Source organism: Pedobacter heparinus DSM 2366, assembly GCF_000023825.1.
In the GTDB taxonomy this organism is placed as follows: Bacteria; Bacteroidota; Bacteroidia; order Sphingobacteriales; family Sphingobacteriaceae; genus Pedobacter; species Pedobacter heparinus.
Genome location: NC_013061.1, coordinates 1366203 through 1391413, shown reverse-complemented (window position 1 = coordinate 1391413; position 25211 = coordinate 1366203). Strand labels below are relative to the sequence as shown.

13 protein-coding genes, 2 tRNA genes and 3 rRNA genes are annotated in these 25211 nt (G+C 43.7%); 11 read left to right on the top strand and 7 right to left on the bottom strand.

From position 1 onward, the window contains the following. Positions 1-17: 17 nt before the first annotated feature. The 11 genes from pyrR (at position 18) to PHEP_RS05830 (ending at position 16440) form a co-directional block, all read left to right on the top strand. Complete coding sequence (gene pyrR, locus PHEP_RS05880) at positions 18-566, top strand: bifunctional pyr operon transcriptional regulator/uracil phosphoribosyltransferase PyrR (RefSeq protein WP_012781336.1); 549 nt, start codon at positions 18-20, stop codon at positions 564-566. Between the two features lies 1 nt (position 567). Continuing rightward, a complete protein-coding gene (locus PHEP_RS05875; protein ID WP_012781335.1) occupies positions 568-1500 on the top strand; it encodes an aspartate carbamoyltransferase catalytic subunit in 933 nt (310 codons plus the stop codon). 170 nt (positions 1501-1670) lie between these two features. Continuing rightward, positions 1671-4688, top strand: coding sequence for a tetratricopeptide repeat protein (locus PHEP_RS05870; RefSeq protein WP_012781334.1), 3018 nt, complete (start codon positions 1671-1673; stop codon positions 4686-4688). A gap of 11 nt (positions 4689-4699) precedes the next feature. After that, positions 4700-6403, top strand: coding sequence for a TonB-dependent receptor (locus tag PHEP_RS05865; RefSeq protein ID WP_012781333.1), 1704 nt, complete (start codon positions 4700-4702; stop codon positions 6401-6403). A 54-nt stretch (positions 6404-6457) separates the two neighbouring features. Continuing rightward, positions 6458-7780: an HU domain-containing protein gene (locus PHEP_RS05860; RefSeq protein WP_012781332.1), complete on the top strand. Its 1323-nt coding sequence runs from the start codon at positions 6458-6460 to the stop codon at positions 7778-7780. Between the two features lie 2 nt (positions 7781-7782). Beyond that, positions 7783-8493 carry a MotA/TolQ/ExbB proton channel family protein gene (locus tag PHEP_RS05855; protein ID WP_012781331.1) on the top strand — a complete coding sequence of 237 codons (711 nt, stop codon included), beginning with the start codon at positions 7783-7785 and terminating at the stop codon, positions 8491-8493. Next, positions 8493-8894: an ExbD/TolR family protein gene (locus PHEP_RS05850; RefSeq protein ID WP_012781330.1), complete on the top strand. Its 402-nt coding sequence runs from the start codon at positions 8493-8495 to the stop codon at positions 8892-8894. Before PHEP_RS05855 ends, PHEP_RS05850 begins: the two co-directional genes overlap by 1 nt. Next, complete coding sequence (locus PHEP_RS05845) at positions 8891-9712, top strand: hypothetical protein (protein WP_012781329.1); 822 nt, start codon at positions 8891-8893, stop codon at positions 9710-9712. Before PHEP_RS05850 ends, PHEP_RS05845 begins: the two co-directional genes overlap by 4 nt. Positions 9713-9753: 41 nt before the next feature. Beyond that, positions 9754-11040: a bifunctional folylpolyglutamate synthase/dihydrofolate synthase gene (locus PHEP_RS05840; RefSeq protein ID WP_012781328.1), complete on the top strand. Its 1287-nt coding sequence runs from the start codon at positions 9754-9756 to the stop codon at positions 11038-11040. A 186-nt stretch (positions 11041-11226) separates the two neighbouring features. Next, entirely contained in the window at positions 11227-12894 is a 1668-nt protein-coding gene (pafA, locus tag PHEP_RS05835) for an alkaline phosphatase PafA (protein WP_012781327.1), read from the top strand. Between the two features lie 150 nt (positions 12895-13044). Continuing rightward, complete coding sequence (locus PHEP_RS05830) at positions 13045-16440, top strand: methylmalonyl-CoA mutase family protein (RefSeq protein WP_012781326.1); 3396 nt, start codon at positions 13045-13047, stop codon at positions 16438-16440. 3 nt (positions 16441-16443) lie between these two features. On the opposite strand, the gene PHEP_RS05825 is transcribed toward PHEP_RS05830, so the two are convergent. From PHEP_RS05825 to uxaC, 7 genes are all read right to left on the bottom strand, one after another. After that, complete coding sequence (locus PHEP_RS05825) at positions 16444-17424, bottom strand: acyl-ACP desaturase (protein WP_012781325.1); 981 nt, start codon at positions 17422-17424, stop codon at positions 16444-16446. Between the two features lie 275 nt (positions 17425-17699). Beyond that, a 5S ribosomal RNA gene (gene rrf / locus PHEP_RS05820) occupies positions 17700-17811 on the bottom strand. Between the two features lie 139 nt (positions 17812-17950). After that, positions 17951-20829, bottom strand: a 23S ribosomal RNA gene (locus PHEP_RS05815). Between the two features lie 224 nt (positions 20830-21053). After that, positions 21054-21130: transfer RNA gene (locus tag PHEP_RS05810), tRNA-Ala, on the bottom strand. Positions 21131-21148: 18 nt separating this feature from the next. Further along, positions 21149-21223, bottom strand: a tRNA-Ile gene (locus PHEP_RS05805). A 176-nt stretch (positions 21224-21399) separates the two neighbouring features. Continuing rightward, positions 21400-22921 (bottom strand): 16S ribosomal RNA (locus PHEP_RS05800). The 16S, 23S and 5S rRNA genes sit together here with 2 tRNA genes alongside, the layout of an rRNA operon. 886 nt (positions 22922-23807) lie before the next feature. After that, the gene (uxaC, locus tag PHEP_RS05790; RefSeq protein ID WP_012781324.1) at positions 23808-25208 is read right to left on the bottom strand and encodes a glucuronate isomerase; all 1401 of its coding nucleotides are present in this window, start codon (positions 25206-25208) and stop codon (positions 23808-23810) included. Positions 25209-25211: the final 3 nt, after the last annotated feature.

The following is a 25211-nucleotide window of genomic DNA, read 5'->3' as shown; positions in this document are numbered from 1 at the left end:
GCATAATCTTTAAGTCAATGCAAAAACGAACACTGCTAGACGGTCAAAAATTCCAGATCACAATTAAGCGACTTTGTCATCAATTAATTGAGAACCACAACGATTTTTCCAATACTGCTTTAATAGGTATACAGCCCCGTGGCAGTTATTTTGCCGACAGGGTAAAAAATGAACTTTCAGAAGTCCTGAAAAAAAGTACGATCCTGAAAGGTAACCTTGACATTACTTTTTTCAGGGACGATTTCAGGCGGAAAGACGGGCTGGTCTCAGCAAGCAGCAATACCATAGATTTTATCATTGAAGGCAAGAACATCATCTTAATTGATGATGTTTTGTGGACCGGCCGTACCATCAGGGCTGCAATGGATGCCTTACTGGCTTATGGCCGGCCGGCAAAAGTAGAGCTCATGGTGTTGATAGACAGAAGGTTTTCCAGACAACTGCCTATAGAACCGAATTACATAGGACACCAGGTGGACAGCCTGAACTCGCAAATGGTAAGGGTGAGCTGGAAGGAAACCGAAGGAGAAGACAAAGTTATCTTAATATCAGAAAGCAATAAATAATATGGCAGTAGAAAAATTATCAACCCGACATCTCTTAGGCATCAAAGATATTAACCGGAATGATATCGAACTGATCTTCGAGACTGCAGATAATTTTAAAGATGTGATTAACCGGCCCATAAAAAGGGTGCCCTCATTAAGGGACATCACCATTGCCAATATATTTTTTGAGAACTCCACACGGACCAAACTTTCTTTTGAACTGGCAGAAAAAAGACTTTCGGCCGATGTGGTCAACTTTGCTGCATCCTCATCTTCTGTAAGTAAAGGTGAAACGCTGATAGATACTGTAAACAATATCCTGGCTATGAAAGTAGACATGGTAGTGATGAGACACCCTTATGCGGGTGCAGGTCAGTTTTTGAGCAGACACATTAAAGCCCAGATTGTAAATGCCGGCGACGGTGCCCATGAACACCCAACACAGGCTTTACTGGATGCTTTTTCAATCCGGCAGAAGCTTGGCGATGTGGCCGGAAAAAAAGTAGTGATCGTTGGCGATATCCTGCACTCCAGGGTAGCCATTTCCAATATTCTTTGTTTACAAAAATTAGGTGCCGAAGTAATGGTCTGCGGCCCCACTACCCTGATCCCAAAGCACATTGAAAGTTTAGGTGTAAAAGTTGAACACAACCTGATCAAAGCCCTGAACTGGTGCGATGTAGCCAATATGCTGCGCATACAACTGGAAAGACAGGACATCAAATACTTCCCCTCTTTAAGAGAATATGCCATGATGTACGGACTGAACAAACAGATTCTTGACAATCTGGATAAAGAAATTGTGATCATGCACCCCGGACCGATAAACCGTGGCGTAGAGATCACCAGTGACGTAGCCGACAGCAAACAATCCATCATCCTGGAGCAGGTTGAAAACGGGGTTGCCGTACGTATGGCTGTCCTGTACCTGCTGGCCGCCCAAAACGACTAAAATTACCGGTTAAAAAACCTTAGGATAAAATATCACAAGGATATTTTTCAAGGATCAATACGAACTTTCTTTTATAACCGTTAAACCTGTGTTATCAACAGTTGTTAATTTCTTATGTTAATAAGACACAATACTATATTTATATTAGTACCAACCATATTTGAAATCAGATGTCAAAAAAATACCTTTTTATTCCGCTACTGCTAGCAGGTGGCTTTACAGCCGGTTACGCCCAGACAAGCGTACTGGTTAACCTGAACAAGAATTACCAAACTGGTCTGGAACTACTGGATAATGAAAAATATGTAGCAGCTGCGCAACAGTTCAGACTGGTTGAGCAGCTCAGGCAAAAACCGGGCACACAACAGGAAAGCAATGCCGAACTGTCTATGCTTAAAGAAAATGCCAAATTCTATGCTGCCGTTTGTGCCCTTGAGCTCGGTAACAGTGATGCGGAAAGCCTGTTTCAGAACTTCATTAAAGATTATCCCCTTAACCCCAATACCAAACTGGCTTACTTCCATGTAGGCAAATCCTATTTTGCCCAAAAAAATTACCAGAAAGCACTGGAATGGTTTGAAAAAACCGATCCTTCTACGCTATCCGGCAAACAGCGGCTGGAATATCAGTTTAAACAGGGCTATGCCTACTTCCAGCTCAGCAACATGGAAAAAGCTGAACCTTTATTTGAAGCCGTAAAAAAAGAAAAATCACCTTTTCAGGAAAGTGCAACCTATTACTTTGCCTACATCAATTACCTGAACAAAGAATATAAAACGGCACTAAGCAATTTTGAAAAGCTTAAAGGATCGCCAACTTACGAAGCCAGCTATCCCTATTACATCACCTCCATGTATTACCTGGATGAAAGGTATGACGATGTGATCAGCTATGCCATACCCATCTTAAAAACCTCTAAACAACAATACGAAGCAGAAATGCTGAGCCTGATTGCGGCATCCTATTTTGCCAAATCTGATTATGTAAATGCAGAAAAATACTTCAGAGAGTTTTATGCTAAAGACAAATCAAACAATAAGAATAACCTGTTTATTTACCAATATGGCTATTCTTTATTTGAATTGAAAAAGTACAGCGAATCTGTAACTGTACTTGAAAAACTGGACAACGATGATGTGTACCTTCAAAGCGGTATGTACACCCTGGGCCGCTCTTTTCTGCAGTTAAAAAACAAGGAGAAAGCAAGAAGTGCTTTCTTCAGGGCATCCAGGCTTGATTTTGACAAGGTAATACAAGAAGAAGCCTGGATCAATTATGCCAGACTGAGCTATGAACTCGAGTTTAACCAGCAGGCGCTGGAAGCAACTCAAAATTTCTTGAAACAGTTTCCTTCTTCACGTAAAATCAATGAAGCGAAAACCCTGTTGGGCGAGATTTTGCTGACCAGCAAAAACTACCAGGCAGCAATAGATATTCTGGAACCCATTCAGAGCAAATCGCCCGAAGCCAGGGAAGCTTACCAGAAAGTAACCTATTTCAGGGGGCTGGAGTTTTACAATGAACGCGCATTTCCAAATGCCCTGTCTATGTTCCTCCGCTCTGAAAAGTTTCCTGAAGATAATGAAATTTTAGCGCTGAGTACTTACTGGAAAGCCGAAGCCTGCTATGAACTGAGAAAATTTGGTGAAGCAGTAAGGCATTTTGAAACCTTTTTGGATATGCCGGGTGCCAGCAAAACGGGTGTTTACAATTTTGCCAATTATGCCCTGGCCTATTCAGCATTTGAAGATGAAAAATATGGAAAGGCGGCACTTTATTTTGAACGCTTTTTAAAAGGTAATGATAAAGACCAGAAAACAGTAAATGATGCCACCATCAGGCTTGCCGATTCGTATTTTGTAAACAAAAGTTATGGTAATGCCCTGGTAAACTACAACAGGATCATCGACAGCAAAGCCAGCGGAGAAGATTATGCATTGTTTCAACGTGGGATGATCCAGGGACTGGATAACCAGAATGACGCCAAGATCAATACCATGCAAAATTTGCTGAAACAGTTTCCCAACTCCAATTATGCGGATGATGCAGGTTTCGAGATGGCCTATACCTATTTCAATAAGGGGGAACTCGACAAATCAAAATCCGATCTGATCAGTCTGGTAAGCCAATACCCCAACAGCAGTTATGTACCACGTGCATTGGTAACCATAGGTCTGGTGCAATACAACCAGGACCAGGATGATGCTGCCCTTGAGTCTTTCAAAAAGGTGATCCGCGATTACCCGAGTACTGAAGAAGCCAAACAGGCCCTGGAATCTATCAAAAATATCTATGTAGACAAAGGCGATTCCCAGGGTTTCATCAATTATGCCGGCACAACCCCACTTGGCAACTATTCAAACGCAGAACAGGATAATATCCTGTTCCAGGGTGCCAACAATCTTTATTTGAAAGGAGATGCAAAGGGTGCTTTTGAAGCAATTAACGCTTACTTTGACAAATTCCCTAAGGCAATCCACGATAAAGAAGCCAAGTTCATCAGAGCAGAATCACTGGTAAAATTAGGCCGCCCGAATGAAGCTGTTCCTGATTATGAATATATTCTGAACGACTGGACCAGTGATTATACCGAACGCTCGCTGGTAAGCATTTCCAAATTGTTCCTTGATCAGAAAAAATACAATGAGGCTATCGTTTATCTGAAACGCCTGGAAACTACGGCCGATTACAAAGTGCACTATACATATGCACTGAACAATCTTCTAAAAGCTTACAGTGAGCTGAACATGCCTGATGATGTGTTGAAATATGTCCAGCTGGTCAAAGAATCTGACAAAGCTTCTGAAGAAGAAAAAAACAGCGTAGATCTATATGCGGGTAAAGCTTATTTATTAAAAGGTGATACTGAACAAGCTATAAAAGCCTTTAACAGTGTGATTAGCAAAACCAAAACCCTGGCTGCCGCAGAATCCAAGTACAATCTGGCTGCCATACAGTATGATAAAAAAGACTATAAAACCTCTACAAAAACCTGTTTTGACCTCATCAACAACATGCCTTCTTATGATTACTGGGTAGCAAAGGCATTTATCCTGTTATCCGATAACTATGTGGCCCTGAAAGATAATTTACAGGCAAAAAGCACGCTCCTGAGCATCATCGACAATTACGAAGGCAAGGATGACATTGTACCTACTGCCAAGGCCAAATTAGAAAAAATTAAATAAGACAAAGCGACATGAAATTGACCAAGTTAATATATACAACCCTGTTTTTTATTATTGCCGGAGCATTAAGTACAAAGGCCCAGGATCAGAAAACGACAGAAAAGAAACCGGAAGAAAAAGCTGTGACCGAAGAAATTGAAGTGGTAAGGCCCTATAAACCCGTTTTGGCAGAAGCCGTAAAACTTAGAAGAAGCCCGGATCTAAATGACATTAAAACCTATAAGGCCAAATTCAATTATAGCCTGACCGACAGGAAACTGGAACTCAATTCAGATATCAATAAGTTGCAGGCACAACAGCTGGCTGCTGAAAAAGAGGCTGAACTGATCAACAATTACGTTAAAGGGGCCTTTGGTTCTTCTGGAACAATACTGGCTGAGGCCTATGTCAACACTGGCCGTGATGAAGCTTTACAGGCCGGTGCATTTTTTAAGCATTTTGGACAGTCGGGAAGCCTGAACAAGCAAATTGCCAACCAACAACAGCTGAGTGTATTTGGCCGGAGCATTGGTGAACAGGCTACCCTTAGCGGACGCTTAAATTATCAAAGAAACGGCTTATATTTTTATGGAACAGATAAGAACAACCCTGCCCTAAACCCGAACCCGGAGCAACAGGCCTTTAATTTTATAGAAGCAGAAGGCGAAGTTGTAAATAAATTTACGGAAGACCCTGATGCCTTAAGCTATGCTGCAAAACTGAATGGTTACCTCTGGAACGATAAATACGATGCCAAAGAAAGTGCCATCGTATTGAACGGTTACCTGAACAAAAGGATCAGCAGCTTTAACCTGGGGCTTGCCGCTGCTGTTGAATTTGGCAAAACCAAGGACGCACTGACCGATGTTGGCAATAATTTGTTAAGGTTAAACCCTTACATCAGGCTGCAGACCAATGGGGTTAAAATTAATGCAGGAATTAATTTTGTACAGGAATTCGGAACGGTTTCTTCCAGTAGGATATTCCCTGCAGTTACGGCAGATTTTACCCTGATCCCAGATTATCTGCAGATTTTTGGAGAAGTAAAAGGTGATGTGAACCGCAATTCCCTAAAACAGTTTACAGATGAAAACCCTTTCCTGAACAGCAACATTTCCATCAAAAATTCAATCGAGAAATTAAGCATCAGCGGAGGAATCAAAGGTACAGGCGGTCCTGGTTTTGGGTATAAAGCAAGGTTCTATCACAAACGGATTGAAGACATGCCTCTATTTGTAAACAACTTTACAAGCTTTAACAAGTTTGATGTCATCTACGATTTCGGAACAATGAAGTTAACAGGCCTGGAAGGTGAATTGTCGGTACAGGTAAGTGATGCCTTAAAATGGACTGGAAAATTAAACTTTGAAGATTATAAACCTGCCGCTGAAACACAAAGCTGGTTTAAACCGCAAATGCGTTTAAGTTCTGATCTGATGTATGCCATCACCAAACAACTTGCCTTAAATGCTGCCCTCGCTATCCAGGGCGACAGCAAAGCAAAGGTTTACACAGCTGCCCCCGCAAATCCCTATCTGATACCCGATCTGGCAAATGAGACCGTAGTAACCGTTAAAGGCTTTGTAGACCTTGGTGTGGGGGCAACTTATAAGATCAACAATAAGTTTTCTGCATTCGCAAGGGCCAACAATTTGCTGAATACAAAGTACAGTAAGTACTTACATTATGAGGTTATTGGCATGAATATATTTGGAGGCCTGAGCTACTCGTTCTAAATGCTTTTTAATTATTAATTGGTTGATACGGAATTAAAATTTATTTTTACCAGAATGGATATCTTATCATACCTGACAACACTTATAAAAACCCATAAAGAAGTGGGAATCCCCGGATTGGGAACCATTTATAAAAGGAAATCTCCTGGGAGGTATGATACAGAAACGCATTCGTTTTTACCACCAAGCTATACGCTCGCATTTACCTCAGATTTAAAGGAACAGGAGCTGCTAAGGGGTATGATCAGTAAAAAAAAGAACATTTCGGCCGATGCAGCTACCTATTTCGTAGAACAGTTCTCTCAAAACGTACTGGATGAGCTGTCTAACCAGCAGGAATCAGATTTTGGCGACCTGGGCACTTTTTCTACCGTATCCGGCAGCCTCAGCTTCATCCCGAAACAAGGCCAGAACTTTGGTTTTGATTTTTATGGTTTACCTGTTTTAAAGGAGGCACAGGTTTTAGGGGAAGAAGAGCCAGCAGTAAGCCTGCCTGCCGAAGAACTACCGTTAAAAGAAGAGGCAATCCAGCTGGAAGAAGAAGAATTTCCCGTTAAGGCGGAACAGCTGGAACTGGAGAACAACAATGCCGATTTAAGTGATGGTACAGAAATTATTGAAGACGACGCGCTGATTGATCCTCTTGAAGGCCCTGCTGAACCGCTTATTGAGGAAACAAACAATGATGAACAGCCGGTATACGAAGAAATAGCTGAAGTACCTAATATTCCTGAGCCATACAAGCAAGCATATGAACCCCAGATAGAAACTCCGGAAGGTATAAATGAAGCATACCAAAACCAAGAAAAAGAGCAGACCATAGTTTTTGAGCCACTGGAACCTGTAAATACCAATTATATTACAGAACAGTTGGAAGAGAAAAAAGCAATGCCACTTTACCTGAAGGTTATCATTGCTTTGCTGGCAGTGGCCGTAATTGCTGCAATTGCCTATCTTGCTAAACCCGAAATTTTTACCGGTACTGTGGTAAAAAATAATCCAGTACAGGATACTACAGCGCTTAAGGTACAAGACGACCGATTAAAAGCCGATTCTATTGCCCGGGCCGACAGCATCAGGATCAGCAATGAAAAAGCCATCATGGCCATTGATTCCGTTAAAGACACCATCATCTCTTACGACATCATAGCCGCATCATTGTTAAACCAAAAAGAAGCAGACCGTTTTCTGGCCGATATGAAAAAAAGAGGCATTCCTGCAAAAGTTGCAAAAATGCGTGGCAAAAGGGTTAAGATCAGCATCGCCTCCTTCCTGGATGAAGACAGTGCAAAAAAAGAACTTGAGATCCTGAAAAAAACAACAAAGATTCCAGGAATTTACATTACCCCAATTAGACACACAAACAATCCTAAATAATTATGATCGCATTAATCCAAGGTGCCACTGATACCGTTAAACAACTTACTGATACTGCAAATGCATTAAACCAGGCAGTTACACCTGCCCCCCCTGAACTGCATTTTATCGACCTTCTGTTAAAAGGAGGCTGGGTAATGCTGCCCCTTGCTTTTTTAGCATTCCTGGGCCTGGTAATTTTTGTTGAAAGATACCTGACCATCAGAAAAGCATCAAAAACAGAATCCAATCTGATGCTCCAGATCAGGCAGTACATACACGAAGGCCGACTGGAAAATGCTATAACATTGTGCAGAAACAACAATTCACCCTTGGCCAGAATGCTGGAAAAAGGCTTAAAGCGTATTGGCAGACCCATTAAAGACATCGAGGCTGCTATTGAAAATAACGGCAAGCTGGAAGTTTCCAAACTGGAAAAGAACATTGGCATACTGGGTATCATTGCCGGTATTGCCCCTATGCTTGGTTTCGTAGGAACAATTATTGGTGTAATTACCATTTTCCATGATGTTTCTATTAAAGGTGCTATCGAAATCGGCACCATATCAGGAGGTCTTTATACCAAAATGATTACTTCTGCAACCGGACTGATCATCGGTATCATCGCCTATGTACTGTACCATATCTTAAACATGATGGTTGAACGCATCATATTACGGATGGAAACCGATGCCATTGAGTTTATTGATCTATTAGAAGAGCCAGGGAAATAATGAATCTACGCAAAAGAAATAAAGGGACTGTAGAGGTACATACCTCTGCACTGAACGACATCATGTTTTTCCTGCTGTTGTTTTTCCTGCTGGCTTCTGCAGTAGTTAACCCGCAGGTAGTAAAACTGTTGTTGCCACGTTCCGAATCCGGACAACAATCTTCAGCACAAAAAACCGTTACTGTATCTATAGACGAAAAACTGAATTATTTTGTAGACAAGCAAAAGGTGAGCCTGGAACAGCTGCAAACTACTATAGAAGGCTTCCAGAAAGCATCACCAGATCTGACAATAGTCCTGTATGTGGCCAGGGGGGTTTCCATAGAAAATACCATGCTGGTCTTTGATGTAGCCAATAAACTGAAACTGAAAGTTGTACTTGCTGTAGAACCTAAGAAATGATGACCTACCCTAACGAAGAAAATAATTACCCTAAAGCATTGGCCATATCTACCGGGATCATGGCTGTTTTACTTGCTTTAAGTTTTTTTATTGCCATAGGGACTTTCCAGCCTGAAGTTGAAGCGGGCATGGGCGGTATAGTGGTCAATTACGGAACTTCTGTAGAAGGCATGGGCACAGATTATACGAGTATAGAGGAACCCTCGGCCGATCCCAATGCCAACAATCAGCCCCCGGACAAAGTAGTACCTGCCGAGCCCACTCCCCAAAAATCTACAGCTCAGACCAGCGATAAGGATATTGTAACCCAAAATACCGAGGATGCCGTAAGTGTAAAAACAAAAACCACCAAAAGCACTTCAACGCCTGTTGCCACTACAACTGAGACCAAGCCCGAAAAGCCGGCCATCAATCAGAATGCTTTATACAAGGGCAAAACCAATAAAGGAACCGGTGGCGGGGATGGCACTGGCAGTACCCCTGGTAATCAGGGCAGTGTAAATGGCGATCCCCTGTCTAACAATTATGGCGAAGGTGGCTCCGGCTTTGGTGAAACCCCCATTGCATTGCGGAAATTTACCAATCTGGTAACCCCCCAGGATGACGGACAAAAAACCGGAAAAATTGCGGTAAGGATAAAGATCAATAAAAGCGGGGTGGTTATAGATGCCACACCAGGTGTTAAGGGCACTACATTAAATGACAGGGAACTCTGGCAAAAATGTAAGGATGCCGTAATGGGCGCCCGTTTAACTCAGTCCGACTCTGCTCCCGACGTTCAGATTGGTGTAGTTGTTTTCAACTTTAAAGTAAAATAATCATACAGCTTTGGTAATTTTGCTTCATCAGGTATTTACAGATGAACTATAAGCAAACCATAGACTATTTATACAGCAGGCTCCCCATGTTTACACGTGTGGGAGCTGTTGCTTTCAAAAAAGACCTGCACAACACCATTTTGATGTGCGCACAACTCGATAATCCGCAAAACAAGTTTAAAACCATACACGTTGGGGGCACAAACGGAAAGGGATCCACATCGCATACACTGGCTGCTATTTTTCAGCAGGCCGGCTATAAAACAGGTTTATACACCTCGCCTCACCTGAAGGATTTCAGGGAAAGGATCAGGATCAATGGTACAATGGTACCGGAAACCTTTGTAACCGATTTTGTGAACCGGCAAAAAGAAACTATTGAAGCCATCAGCCCCTCTTTTTTTGAAGTAACCGTAGCTATGGCCTTTGCTTACTTTGCCGAAGAAAAAGTAGACATAGCCATCATTGAAGTTGGCCTGGGTGGCAGGCTCGACTCTACCAATATCATTACACCAGAATTGTCTGTAATTACCAATATCAGCTTAGACCATACCAATATGCTGGGCAATACCCTGACAGAAATTGCTACAGAAAAAGCCGGAATAATCAAACCCGGTATACCAGTGGTCATCGGCGAAAAACAAACTGAAAGTGAAGCGGTATTCCTTACAAAAGCAAGCACAACCAATAGTAAAATTGTTTTTGCCGATCAGGAATTGAGTACCACAAACACCTTCCGTGAAAAAGAATACCTGGTTACTTCCATTCTGAAAAATAAAATACTTATTTATAAGGACCTGCAATTAGACCTTAACGGCATTTATCAGTTAAAAAATATCCTTACCGTATTGCAGGCTGTCGACATTCTAAAAAATAAAGGTTATACCTTAAATGACAAGGCCCTTTACACTGCGTTAAAAAATGTAAAAACCTTAACAGGACTGCAGGGCAGATGGCAAAAACTCAGTGAACACCCGCTCGTTATATGTGATACCGGACACAATATGGCCGGTATCAAAGAAGTGGTACAAAACCTGAAAGAAACCCCTTTCGAAAAACTGCACATCGTTATTGGCATGGTAAAAGATAAAGACATCAGCGGCGTGCTTACCCTGCTTCCTACCGAAGCCATTTATTATTTCTGCCAGCCACAACTGGAAAGGGCACTTCCCGCCCAGGAGCTTGCCCTGCAGGCGAAAGTGCAGCAGCTACATGGAAATGTTTTTGATACCGTTACAGCTGCACTCAATGCAGCAAAAGAAAATGCAGGTAAAGACGATCTGATCTTTATTGGGGGCAGTAACTTTGTTGTAGCCGAAGTGCTATAAAATCTTTACACAATAATAAAGAATACTTATCATCAACTTTCTATATTTAGCAACAATTAAACCTTTGCTGATTCTTTCGTAAGCTTACAAAATTCCATATTTTTACTTACAAAAAGTTTCAGAACATTAATCAATATTTAATGGGTACCAAAACCCATTAAAAAACGAAACACACAAAAAACAAAAATGAAAAGAATTTACTTGCTGTTTGCTGCGCTTATCCTGTTTACCCAGGTATCAACTGCTCAAAAAAAGGCCATTAAAAACGAATCAAAAAAAGAAAATCCGGGAACTTTAAACAGACCAAAACTGGTTGTTGGACTGGTGATAGACCAGATGAGATGGGACTACCTGTACCGGTATTACAGCAGGTATACCAATGGAGGATTTAAAAGACTGATTAATGAGGGTTTCTCGGCCGAAAACACCTTTATCCCTTATACACCAACCTATACCGCATGTGGTCATGCCAGCATCTATACCGGCTCTGTACCTTCAATTAATGGTATTATTGGAAACGACTGGTACGACCCTCAGTTGCAAAGAAGTGTGTATTGCGCCGAAGATACTACTGTTAAAACGGTAGGTAGCAATACCGCTGCAGGCTTAATGTCGCCTAAAAATATGCTGGTTACCACCATTACCGACGAGCTTCGCCTGGCCACCAATTTCAAGAGCAAGGTAATAGGCATTTCGCTTAAAGACAGGGGCTCAATTTTACCGGCCGGGCATTCTGCCAATGCCGCTTACTGGTTTGACGGACAGACGGGCGACTGGATCAGCAGTACGTATTACATGAACCAGCTGCCGGCATGGATGCAGGATTACAACAAAAAGAAAGAAGCCGATAAGTTTTTTGCACAAAACTGGAATACACTTTATCCGATTGACAGCTATACCCAAAGTACAAGCGACAATAAGGTTTATGAAAGAAAAAACAGAGGAGAAGAAAACCCTGTCTTTCCTCATCCACTGAAACTATATATGGGTAAGAATTATGAGATGATCAAAAGTACACCTTATGGAAATACCATTACACTTGATCTGGCCAAACAGGCTATTGCAGCCGAAAACCTGGGCCAGAACAATACCACTGATTTCCTTGCAGTAAGCTGTTCTGCTACCGATTATGTAGGTCACCAGTATGGCCCCAACTCTATTGAAGCTGAAGACACCTATCTTCGCTTAGACAAGGACCTTGAAGCATTCTTTAATTATTTAGACAATAAACTGGGCAAAGGAAATTACCTGTTCTTCTTATCTGCCGATCATGGTGCAGCACACGTAGCAGGTTTCATGACGGAAAACAAACTGCCTGGAGGAACATTTTCTGATGCCAACATCATAAAAACCTTAAATGCCCAGTTTGAAGAAAAATTCAAAGTAAAAAAAGCCATCATCACTGGCATGAACAGCCAGATCGTATTTAACCACGATGCCATCAAAAAAGCAAATGCCGATTATGAACAGATGAAAACCATGACTATTGATTACCTCAAAAAACAACCAGGCGTAATGAACGCGGTTGACCTGAGTAAACTTAGCAGCACTACCCTGCCCGAACGTTTAAAAATGGCCGTAACCAATGGTTACAATGCACGTCGCAGTGGCGATATCTATTATTTCCTGCAATCCGGCTACTTTAGCGGCGGCAGCACCGGAACAACACATGGTTCATGGAACCCTTACGATTCCCATATCCCATGTGTATTTATGGGCTGGAAGGTAAAAGCCGGGAAAACCAATAAAACGCATTACATGACAGATATTTCGGCAACACTGGCTGCTATGCTACAGATACAAATGCCAAGCGGATGTGTTGGTGAGCCCATTACAGAGCTTACACATCAGTAACAGAGCTGATTTAAACCTATATAAAAGGCTGTTCCGGAACAAAAACCGGAACAGCCTTTTGTTTTTAGTACCCCTACCATTTGATGCGTACATCCTTACCAGCCAGCACTCAGTTTTTGTTACCTTTGTATACCGATTATAAAACCTGATATGGAGCAAATTGAAATCTATAAACCCAAACATAAAATCCGTTTTGTTACCGCTGCTGCACTTTTCGATGGTCATGATGCCACCATCAACATCATGCGCCGCATCCTGCAGTCCTCGGGTGCCGAAGTCATCCACTTGGGCCACAACCGTTCTGTAGAAGAGGTAGTAAACTGTGCAATTCAGGAAGATGTGCAGGGAATAGCCATGACGTCCTATCAGGGTGGGCATATTGAATATTTTAAGTATATGTACGACCTGCTGCAGGAACGCGGGGCCACACATATCAAAATATTTGGTGGCGGAGGCGGGGTCATCCTTCCATCAGAAATTGCAGAACTGCAGGCTTACGGAATCACCAGGATCTACTCTCCGGATGACGGCCGCAAAATGGGCCTGCAGGGCATGATCAATAACATGCTGGAACAAACAGACTATATTACAACCAAATCACTGAACGGGGAACTCAAATCCATCCCAGAGAAAGAAATAAAAAGTATTGCTGCTGCAATTACGGTAGCAGAAAACGATCCCGAAGCAGCACAACAATTTGTAAATGAACTCAAAAAACTAACCCTGGCCAACCAGGCACCCGTTTTGGGCATAACAGGCACAGGTGGTTCAGGTAAATCATCCCTTGTCGATGAACTGGTGAGGCGATTCCTCATCGAAGTAAAAGATAAAACCCTGGCTATCATATCAGTTGATCCTTCCAAACGCAAGACAGGCGGCGCCTTGCTGGGCGACAGGATCCGCATGAATGCCATCAATAGCCCCAGGGTATATATGCGTTCCCTGGCCACCAGGCAGGCCAATCTGGCCCTGTCCAAAAATGTACAGGAGAGTATAGACATCTGTAAGGCTGCCGGATATGACCTCATTATTGTCGAAACCTCGGGCATCGGCCAGTCAGACACCGAAATTACCGAGCATTGCGATGTATCCCTCTATGTGATGACTCCTGAATTTGGAGCTGCCACCCAGCTGGAAAAGATCGATATGCTTGATTTTGCAGACCTCGTTGCCATCAATAAATTTGATAAAAGAGGTGCCCCAGATGCATTAAGAGATGTTCGTAAGCAGTACAAACGCAATCATAACCTCTTTGATGCCCCCGATGAAAGCATCCCGGTATTTGGTACCATGGCCTCACAATTCAACGATCCGGGCATGAACAACCTTTTCAGTGCGCTGATCAGTAAAATCCAGGAAAAAACAGGGCTTAAATTCGATGCCCGCATGGAGCTTACAACCGAACAATCAGAAAAGATCTACATCATTCCGCCAGACAGGATCAGGTACCTTGCCGAAATTGCTGAGGCCAGCCAGAGTTATAATGAATGGGTAGACAAACAAAGCGGTATTGCACGTAAACTATACCAGCTACAAGGTGTAATTCAGCTCGCAGAAGAAGAAAGTACAATAACAGCAGCTCTACCAAACAGTAAAAACATTACAGGGGCGCTACAGGAAGTATACAAACACCTGGAAGAACAACTGGACGGGGAATGCCGTCGTTTACTGCGCCAATGGCCGGAAACCAGGTTAAAATACAAGCAAAAAGATTTTATCTATAAAGTAAGGGATAAGGAAATTAAGCAACCTTTATTTTATGAATCCTTGTCCAAACTCCAGATCCCCAAAGTCTCCCTGCCCAGGTATGAAGACTGGGGAGATATCCTACGCTGGTTGTTAACAGAAAATGTACCCGGAGAATTTCCTTACGCTGCAGGTGTGTTCCCTTTAAAAAGGGAGGGTGAAGACCCAACCAGGATGTTTGCCGGAGAAGGCGGGCCTGAAAGAACCAACAAAAGATTCCATTATGTATCCCTGGGCCAGCCCGCACACCGCCTGTCTACTGCTTTCGACTCCGTTACCTTATATGGAGAAGATCCGCACATCCGGCCCGATATCTATGGAAAAATAGGCAACTCCGGGGTCAGTATCGCCACTATAGACGATGCAAAAAAACTCTACTCAGGTTTTGATCTCTGTGCGGCTTCTACATCAGTATCTATGACCATCAATGGCCCGGCCCCTATGCTGCTCGGCTTTTTTATGAATGCGGCAATAGACCAGCAATGCGAGAAATACATTGTAGCACATGGATTACAAAAAGAAGTTGAAGCCAAGATAAAAGCTATCTATAAAACCATTGGACAGGAAAGACCAGTTTACAGTGGTAACCTGCCCGAGGGAAATAACGGACTGGGCCTAATGCTGTTAGGTGTTACCGGCGACCAGGTATTGCCTGCTGAAGTGTATGCTAAAATAAGGAGCCATGCCATCAGCACCGTTCGCGGAACCGTTCAGGCCGATATCCTGAAAGAAGACCAGGCACAAAACACCTGTATCTTCTCTACAGAATTTGCCTTAAGGATGATGGGCGATATCCAAAGCTATTTCATCAGCGAAAAGGTCCGCAATTTTTATTCTGTATCCATATCGGGCTATCACATTGCCGAAGCAGGGGCCAATCCCATTTCGCAACTGGCATTTACCTTAAGCAATGGCTTTACTTTTGTTGAATATTACCTCAGCAGGGGAATGAACATTGATGATTTTGCGCCCAACCTGTCCTTTTTCTTTTCTAATGGTATCGATCCGGAATATTCTGTAATAGGGCGTGTAGCACGCCGCATCTGGGCCAAAGCCATTAAAAACAAATACAAAGGGAACGACAGGTCGCAGAAACTGAAATACCACATTCAAACCTCCGGCCGTTCCTTACACGCCCAGGAAATTGATTTCAATGATATCCGTACCACATTGCAGGCGCTTTATGCCATATACGACAATTGCAATTCCCTGCATACCAATGCTTATGATGAAGCCATTACCACACCAACAGAAGAATCTGTACGCCGGGCTATGGCCATTCAGCTCATCATCAACAGGGAGCTTGGCCTGGCTAAAAATGAGAATCCCCTACAGGGTGCCTTCATTATAGAAGACCTTACTGATCTGGTAGAAGAGGCCGTATTGCAGGAATTTAAACGCATTAATGACAGGGGCGGAGTATTGGGTGCCATGGAAACCATGTACCAGCGTAGCAGAATACAGGAAGAGAGCTTATATTATGAAACTTTAAAACATACAGGCGAATACCCTATAGTTGGGGTAAACACCTTTCTGAATAAAAATGGCTCCCCTACCATCATACCTGGCGAAGTGATTCGGGCTACGGAAGAAGAAAAACAATATCAGATCAACACACTTCAGGCCTTTCAGACCAGAAATGCGGATAAAGCCGGAACAGCTTTAAAGAACCTTCAAAAATCGGCTATAGCTGGCAACAATATTTTTGAGCAACTTATGGAAGTATGTAAAATATGCTCATTAGGGCAGATATCAAATGCGCTATACGAAGTTGGCGGGCAATACCGCAGAAACATGTGATGTTTAGGCGTGTATCCAGCTAAACTTATAATCCATGGTAGGATTTTTCATGCGTTCGGCAACACGCAGTAACCTGGCAGGTAAAGCCATGATGTAATCACGGGCTTTCTCTCCGGCTTCATTTAAATCTTTCATGCTTTCCAGCTTCCATTCTTCAATCAGCTGCTGCATAATCTCTACATAATCAATGGCCGTATAAACACCAAGACGTTGTGCCGCATCAGTAAAATGACCAAAGGTCTGCCCAATCTTTAAGCCCATCTCACGAAGGAAGTGTGCTGGCATAACAATTTTCTGGCGCATCATGTCCTCAAAAGCAATCATCGCTTCATTGGGGTCTACTTCAAAGATCTTACTCATAAAATCCTTATAAGCTTTAGCGTGGCGGGCCTCATCAGAAGCAATCACACCACACATTTTAGACAACAGGGCATCACCATCCTTTTTAGCCAGTGAAGCTACCCTTCTATGAGAAATATTTGTAGCCAGTTCCTGAAAACTGGTATAGATAAAATTCCTGTAGGGATCATGACCTGTACCGATATCAAAACCGTCAGCAATTAAATATTGTGTCGAAATTTCCATCTGGCGCATGTCTACCCTTCCCGATAGGTAAAGGTATTTGTTCAACAAATCACCGTGCCTGTTTTCTTCAGCAGTCCAGTGACGGGTCCATTTCATCCATCCGCCTTTTTCATCCCTTGAAATCCCATCCACCATACTTAACCACGACTCATAAGTAGGCAAAGCCTCTTCAGTAATGGTATCTCCAATCAGAACTGCAACAAGATCATAAGAAAGATCATTTGCATGCTCACGTAGTATTTTTATATCCTGATAAAATGTTTCGCTTGTAGAATCGGGTAAAAAATCAGATGGCTGCCAATTTGTATCAATCGGTTTCAAATAGGTATCCATCATTTCAAGCATATAGTTCTCTATATGCAGCATTACTTCCCTTCTTTTCTCTGCGAAAAAATTCATTCGTTTTATATTTTAAATTTTGTATCAAATATAACCAAAAAATGTTCAAAATAAGTGATAAGCGTCATTTATTCACAATAAAGTTCCATCCTATCTCATTAAATAGCAATAATTTCGGCATCGGAAACTCGGCCCGCGCATAGGTTATGGGCTAAGTTTGGTTGATCTTGCCCATGGGTATCCGGTTATAGAATTTCAGTAATATTGGGCTAGCCAGGGTGCTGTATTGAAACAAGAAAAGCCGGTAGTCATCTGGACTACCGGCTTTCTTTAAGATTTGGCACCGACCTACTCTCCCACGTGTTACCGCAGTACCATCGGCTCTGGTGGGCTTAACTTCTCTGTTCGGAATGGGAAGAGGTGGACACCACCGATATAGGCACCTAAATATTTTTAATGTTATTCAGCTTTTATATCTTTTAGCTTTAATCCCTGATCTCAATTTCAGGAACCGCTTGATTCAGCAGGATAACAATGACATATTATTGAAAGAAGTTTTTAGGAAGAACAAACAACAGTGTTCTGCTTTTGAAAGCTTCGGATGATTAGTATTACTCGACTTTGATGTCACCACCTTTACATCTGTAACCTATCAACGTAGTAGTCTGCTACGGTCCTATATGGAATTCTCATCTCGTGGCTAGTTTCGCACTTAGATGCTTTCAGCGCTTATCTATTCCCAGCGTAGCTACTCTGCAATGCCCCTGGCGGAACAACAGATTCACTAGAGGCTAGTCCAACCCGGTCCTCTCGTACTAAGGTCAGCCCCACTCAAAATTCCTACGCCCACAACAGATAGGGACCGAACTGTCTCGCGACGTTCTGAACCCAGCTCGCGTGCCACTTTAATCGGCGAACAGCCGAACCCTTGGGACCTTCTCCAGCCCCAGGATGTGACGAGCCGACATCGAGGTGCCAAACCTCCCCGTCGATATGAGCTCTTGGGGGAGATCAGCCTGTTATCCCCAGCGTACCTTTTATCCTTTGAGCGATGGCCCTTCCATGCAGAACCACCGGATCACTATATCCGTCTTTCGACCCTGCTCGGCTTGTATGCCTCACAGTCAAGCAAGCTTATGCTATTGCACTCCTCATACGGTTACCAAGCGTATTGAGCTTACCTTTGAAAGCCTCCGTTACCTTTTTGGAGGCGACCACCCCAGTCAAACTACCCATCAAACAATGTCCTTCACTAGGTGAAGTTAGACACCGAATACAGAAAGGGTGGTATTTCAACGTTGACTCCACGATGCCTGGCGACACCGCTTCATAGTCTCCCACCTATCCTACACATCCTGTATCCAATGTCAATGTTAAATTGTAGTGAAGGTGCATGGGGTCTTTCCGTCCCGTTGCGGGTACCCGGCGTCTTCACCGGGACCACAATTTCACCGAGCTCATGGCTGAGACAGCGCCCAGATCGTTACACCATTCGTGCAGGTCGGAACTTACCCGACAAGGAATTTCGCTACCTTAGGACCGTTATAGTTACGGCCGCCGTTTACTGGGGCTTCAATTCAATGCTTCGGTTTAACCCTAACATCCCCTCTTAACCTTCCAGCACCGGGCAGGTGTCAGGCCTTATACTTCATCTTTCGATTTTGCAAAGCCATGTGTTTTTGTTAAACAGTCGCCTGGGCCTTTTCACTGCGGCTGATATTGCTACCAGCGCCCCTTCTCCCGAAGTTACAGGGCCATTTTGCCGAGTTCCTTAGCCATGATTCACTCGAGCGCCTTAGAATTCTCTTCCCGGATACCTGTGTCGGTTTGCGGTACGGGTTTTTATAACCTGAAGCTTAGCGGTTTTTCTTGGAAGTCTGATTACCTGCACTATCCACGCCCCCGAAGGTTTGCGGTACTATCAGCCTTTAGCAAGACCGGCGGATTTGCCTACCGGTCCTATACCTACAGCCTTCAACGATCTATTCCGTCAGATCGCGGCAGTGTCACTACTCCGTCCCCACATCGCAGTTATAAAAAGTACGGGAATATTAACCCGTTGTCCATCGAATATCCCTTTCGGGTTCTCCTTAGGCCCCGACTAACCCTGATCCGATTAGCGTTGATCAGGAAACCTTATCCTTTCGGCGGGCAGGTTTCTCGCCTGCCTTATCGTTACTTATGCCTACATTTGCTTTTCCAGAAGCTCCAGCAAAACTTACGTCATACCTTCGCTGCCGCTGGAATGCTCCCCTACCGTAATATTAATATTACCCATAGCTTCGGTGTACAATTTGATGCCCGTTTATTATCCATGCCCGATCGCTCGACTAGTGAGCTGTTACGCACTCTTTAAATGAATGGCTGCTTCCAAGCCAACATCCTAGCTGTCTGTGCAATCGGACCTCGTTAGTTCAACTTAACTGTAACTTGGGGACCTTAGCTGATGGTCTGGGTTCTTTCCCTCTCGGCGCGTGACCTTAGCACCCCGCGCCTCACTGCCGTGTATATTAAATAGCATTCGGAGTTTGTCTGGATTTGGTAGGATTTGACTCCCCCGCACCCAATCAGTAGCTCTACCTCTATTTAACTCTACCACGACGCTGTTCCTAAAAACATTTCGGGGAGTACGAGCTATTTCCCAGTTTGATTAGCCTTTCACCCCTACCCACAGATCATCCGGAAACTTTTCAACGTTTATCGGTTCGGTCCTCCAGTACGTGTTACCGCACCTTCAACCTGTCCATGGGTAGATCACAAGGTTTCGCGTCTACCTCCCCTGACTATACGCCCTATTCAGACTCGCTTTCGCTTCGGATCCGTGTCTTAAACACTTAACCTTGCCAGAGAAGAGTAACTCGTAGGCTCATTATGCAAAAGGCACGCCGTCACGCCACCTGGACGCTCCGACCGCTTGTAAGCACACAGTTTCAGGTTCTATTTCACTCCCCTGTTCGGGGTTCTTTTCACCTTTCCCTCACGGTACTGGTTCACTATCGGTCTCTCAGGAGTATTTAGCCTTACCGGATGGTGCCGGCAGATTCCCACAAGGCGTCTCCGACCTCGCGGTACTCAGGATACTACTAGACTAATGGTACTTACGTGTACGAGGCTCTCACTCTATTTTGCCAGGCTTCCCATCCTGTTCCACTTCATTGCATTATAATCATATCGTAGTCCTACAACCCCAGTCTTGCCGTAACAAGGCTGGTTTGGGCTCTTTCCCTTTCGCTCGCCACTACTTAGGAAATCATTATTATTTTCTCTTCCTCTGCTTACTTAGATGTTTCAGTTCGGCAGGTTTGCGTACTTTGTACGACTAGTCTTCAACTAGCCAGGTTTCCCCATTCAGAAATCTACGGATCAATTCATATTTGCTAATCCCCGTAGCTTATCGCAGCTTATCACGTCTTTCATCGCCTCTGAGAGCCAAGGCATCCCCTGTGTGCTCTTATTTACTTTCTTCTCTCCATAGCCTTTTGCGCCTATGGAAATGCTTTTTTTGATTTGTTGTTAAACCTTCAGTTGGTTTGTCGTAATTGCTTACTTCATCCCTTCATCCAATCAAACAACGTCTCTATTGTTGTTTGCTCTTCTTTTTAACTTCTTCCAATATGTCAAAGAACTTTTCTATCCCGGGTTGCATTCCTGCTACCTATTTCTGTACCTTTTATCTTAGGCACCGGTGATGGTGGAGAATAACGGAGTCGAACCGTTGACCTCCTGCGTGCAAGGCAGGCGCTCTAGCCAGCTGAGCTAATCCCCCTTAAGATTATTCTTAATGTAGTCCCGAGCAGATTTGAACTGCTGACCCCTACATTATCAGTGTAGTGCTCTAACCAAACTGAGCTACGGGACTATGGATTCCTTAAGGTTTATGAGTACTGATTTCTCATTTTCACAAATCTTTTGATCTACTCATGTCCCCTTTTCAGTATGGAGCACTAAACCATGCTTCATCCTATGGGTTGTCTTGTTTTGAGATATATAGTCATTTATATCATTTAGCGTAGCGAGTAGTCAAACCTACTCCAGAAAGGAGGTATTCCAGCCGCACCTTCCGGTACGGCTACCTTGTTACGACTTAGCCCCAGTTATCGGTTTTACCCTAGGACGCTCCTTGCGGTTACGTACTTTAGGTACCCCCAACTTCCATGGCTTGACGGGCGGTGTGTACAAGGCCCGGGAACGTATTCACCGCGTCATTGCTGATACGCGATTACTAGCGAATCCAACTTCAAGAGGTCGAGTTGCAGACCTCTATCCGAACTGTGAATGGCTTTTTGAGATTCGCTTGCTGTTGCCAGCTTGCTGCCCTCTGTACCATCCATTGTAGCACGTGTGTAGCCCCGGACGTAAGGGCCATGATGACTTGACGTCGTCCCCTCCTTCCTCTCTGTTTGCACAGGCAGTCTGTTTAGAGTCCCCACCTTAACGTGCTGGCAACTAAACATAGGGGTTGCGCTCGTTGCGGGACTTAACCCAACACCTCACGGCACGAGCTGACGACAGCCATGCAGCACCTAGTTTCGTGTGATTGCTCACTTAAATATCTCTATCTAATTCACTAACTTTCAAGCCCGGGTAAGGTTCCTCGCGTATCATCGAATTAAACCACATGCTCCTCCGCTTGTGCGGGCCCCCGTCAATTCCTTTGAGTTTCACCCTTGCGGGCGTACTCCCCAGGTGGAATACTTAACGCTTTCGCTTAGCCGCTAACTGTATATCGCTAACAGCGAGTATTCATCGTTTAGGGCGTGGACTACCAGGGTATCTAATCCTGTTTGATCCCCACGCTTTCGTGCCTCAGCGTCAATCACACCATAGTAAGCTGCCTTCGCAATCGGTGTTCTGTGACATATCTATGCATTTCACCGCTACTTGTCACATTCCGCCTACCTCTAGTGTATTCAAGCCCGTCAGTATCAAGGGCACTGCGATAGTTGAGCTACCGTCTTTCACCCCTGACTTAACAGGCCGCCTACGCACCCTTTAAACCCAATAAATCCGGATAACGCTTGGATCCTCCGTATTACCGCGGCTGCTGGCACGGAGTTAGCCGATCCTTATTCCTTCGGTACATTCAGCTACTTACACGTAAGTAGGTTTATTCCCGAATAAAAGCAGTTTACGACCCAGAGGGCTGTCTTCCTGCACGCGGCATGGCTGGTTCAGAGTTCCCTCCATTGACCAATATTCCTTACTGCTGCCTCCCGTAGGAGTCTGGTCCGTGTCTCAGTACCAGTGTGGGGGGTCATCCTCTCAGATCCCCTAGTCATCGTCGCCTTGGTGGGCCGTTACCCCGCCAACTAGCTAATGACACGCATGCCCATCTTAATCCTATAAATATTTGAACATTGGATAATGCTATCCTGTGTTTTTATGCGGTGTTAATCCGAATTTCTTCGGGCTATCCCCCTGATTAAGGTAGGTTGCATACGCGTTACGCACCCGTGCGCCACTTTCATAAGGAGCAAGCCCCTTAATCTCGTTCGACTTGCATGTATTAGGCCTGCCGCTAGCGTTCATCCTGAGCCAGGATCAAACTCTCCATTGTAAATGTGTTGTTTGAACGCTGACCATTCTTAACTTAATTAATAATAGTCTTATTCTAATTGTATTGTCCAGTTAGAATTCAACTCGAAAAAATAGCTCCGTATTCATGTACTTTGAAATCGTACTATCTTACCTCGCTACGCTTTATAAATGACATCTCTTTAATGAACTTCTCGAATCGCCTCACGGGTCTCCTGTATATATCTTCGCTTCCTTTTTCAGTTTCGGCCTGGTCTTATTATTCCAGATCTCTGTTTCAAATCTCAGCGCTTCAATCTTTTTTATTCCCCTGATCAACTCCGTCAATCAGGCTCCCTGTGTTTGGGATTGCAAAGGTAGAAATCTTTTTAGTATTGTCAAGCTTTTTTTAAAACTTTTTTTCCTTTTTTCTCATGGCGCTAAACCAGGTCCTAAAGAAATACAAATCTCTACTCATCATCTCCTCAAATCAACCTCCTAAACATCAACCTCACCTTTTCCCTTCCTCCGAAGCGGGTTGCAAAAGTAGGAAAATTATCAACCCAATCAAACTATATCACACCATTAAATCAACTTTTATCCTAACTGCCTTAATTACAATCAGAAAAATTGAAAAAAATGCTGCCTTTTTTATTGTTTTACTGCTTATGCTCCCAAAAACAACATTCTATACCCCGCCAAACCAGGCAATCCCTGAAGGCAAAGCCCGCTCCTGGTAAGGCCATGTCCTCACATCATCCACACATTCTACACACTTTCTTCACAAAAAGGTACCTGTTTGTGGGTTTGGTGTGAAGGAGATGTGAACCAGGTGTGAACAATCACACTTCTTGTGAACAACATGGCCTAAAAAAAGCCCCTGCAGTATTGCTACTACAAGGGCATATCTAAAATTAAAACAAACGATGTTAGAAGTTAAAATACGTTTTGGCGTTGTTGTAACAGATATCCTGTATCACCTTTCCAAGCCATTCCTGGTCATTTGGCAGTTCACCATTCTCCACATCGGCTCCAAACAGGTTACACAGTATCCTTCTGAAGTACTCATGGCGGGGATAAGAAAGGAAACTTCTGGAATCTGTAAGCATCCCCACAAAGCGGCTCAGCAGTCCCATATTAGACAAAGTATTGAGTTGTTTGATCATGCCATCCTTCTGGTCCAGGAACCACCAGCCCGATCCCCATTGTACTTTACCAGCAACTGTACCATCATTGTAATTACCAATCATGGTGGCCATCAGCTCATTATCAGCAGGGTTCAGGTTATACAATATGGTTTTTGCCAAACGGTTCTGGCTGTCCAGGTTGTTTAAAAATTTCGAAAGCTGCTTCGCCTGGCTAAAATCACCTATAGAATCAAAGCCGGTATCTGGTCCAAGCTGGGTCAGTAACCTGTTGTTGTTATTTCTTAATGCGCCCAGGTGGTATTGCTGTACCCAACCTTTTTCATGGTCCCACAGCGCAAATTCAAACAACAGGGCCGATTTAAACTTCAACACTTCATCCATACTTAAAGCAGCTTTCGTTCTGATCTTTACAAAAATGGATTTCACTTCCTCAGCAGTATAGTCTTCTGCATAGATCTGCTCCAATCCGTGGTCTGAAACCGAACAGCCATTGGCCGCAAAATAATCATGGCGTGCTTTTAAAGCCGAAAGGTAAGTATCCAGGTCATTGATCTCCGCTCCCGATAAAGCTGCCAGCTTATCTATATATTGGTTAAGCCCGGCAGTATCATCTGCATTCATGGCCTTATCCGGCCTGAAGGCAGGCAATATCTTGATATCTACCCCGTCATTTTTTAGTTTCTGGTGAAACTCCAGATTATCCAGCGGATCATCGGTAGTGCACAATGTTTTCACATTCATTTTGCGCAGCAGGTTCAGCACCGAATATTCGGGCGTCTGTAATTTAGCGGTACATTCATGATATATACGTTCTGCATTTTCGGCAGAAAGCACCTCATGCACATCAAAATACCTTTGCAGTTCCAGGTGTGTCCAGTGGTATAAAGGGTTTCTTAAGGTATAGGGAACGGTCTCTGCCCATTTTTTAAACTTCTCCAGATCGCTTGCCCCACCGGTGATGTAATGTTCATCGATACCATTTGCCCGCATGGCGCGCCATTTATAATGGTCGCCATATAACCAGGCCTGGGTAATGTTCTCAAAATTAATGTCATTTGCCATTTGATCGGGAATCAGATGGTTGTGATAGTCAATCACCGGCATTTGTTTGGCAAAGTTATGGTACAGCATTTCGGCTGTTTTGCTCTCTAATAAAAAGTTTTCGTCTAAAAATTTCTTCATGCA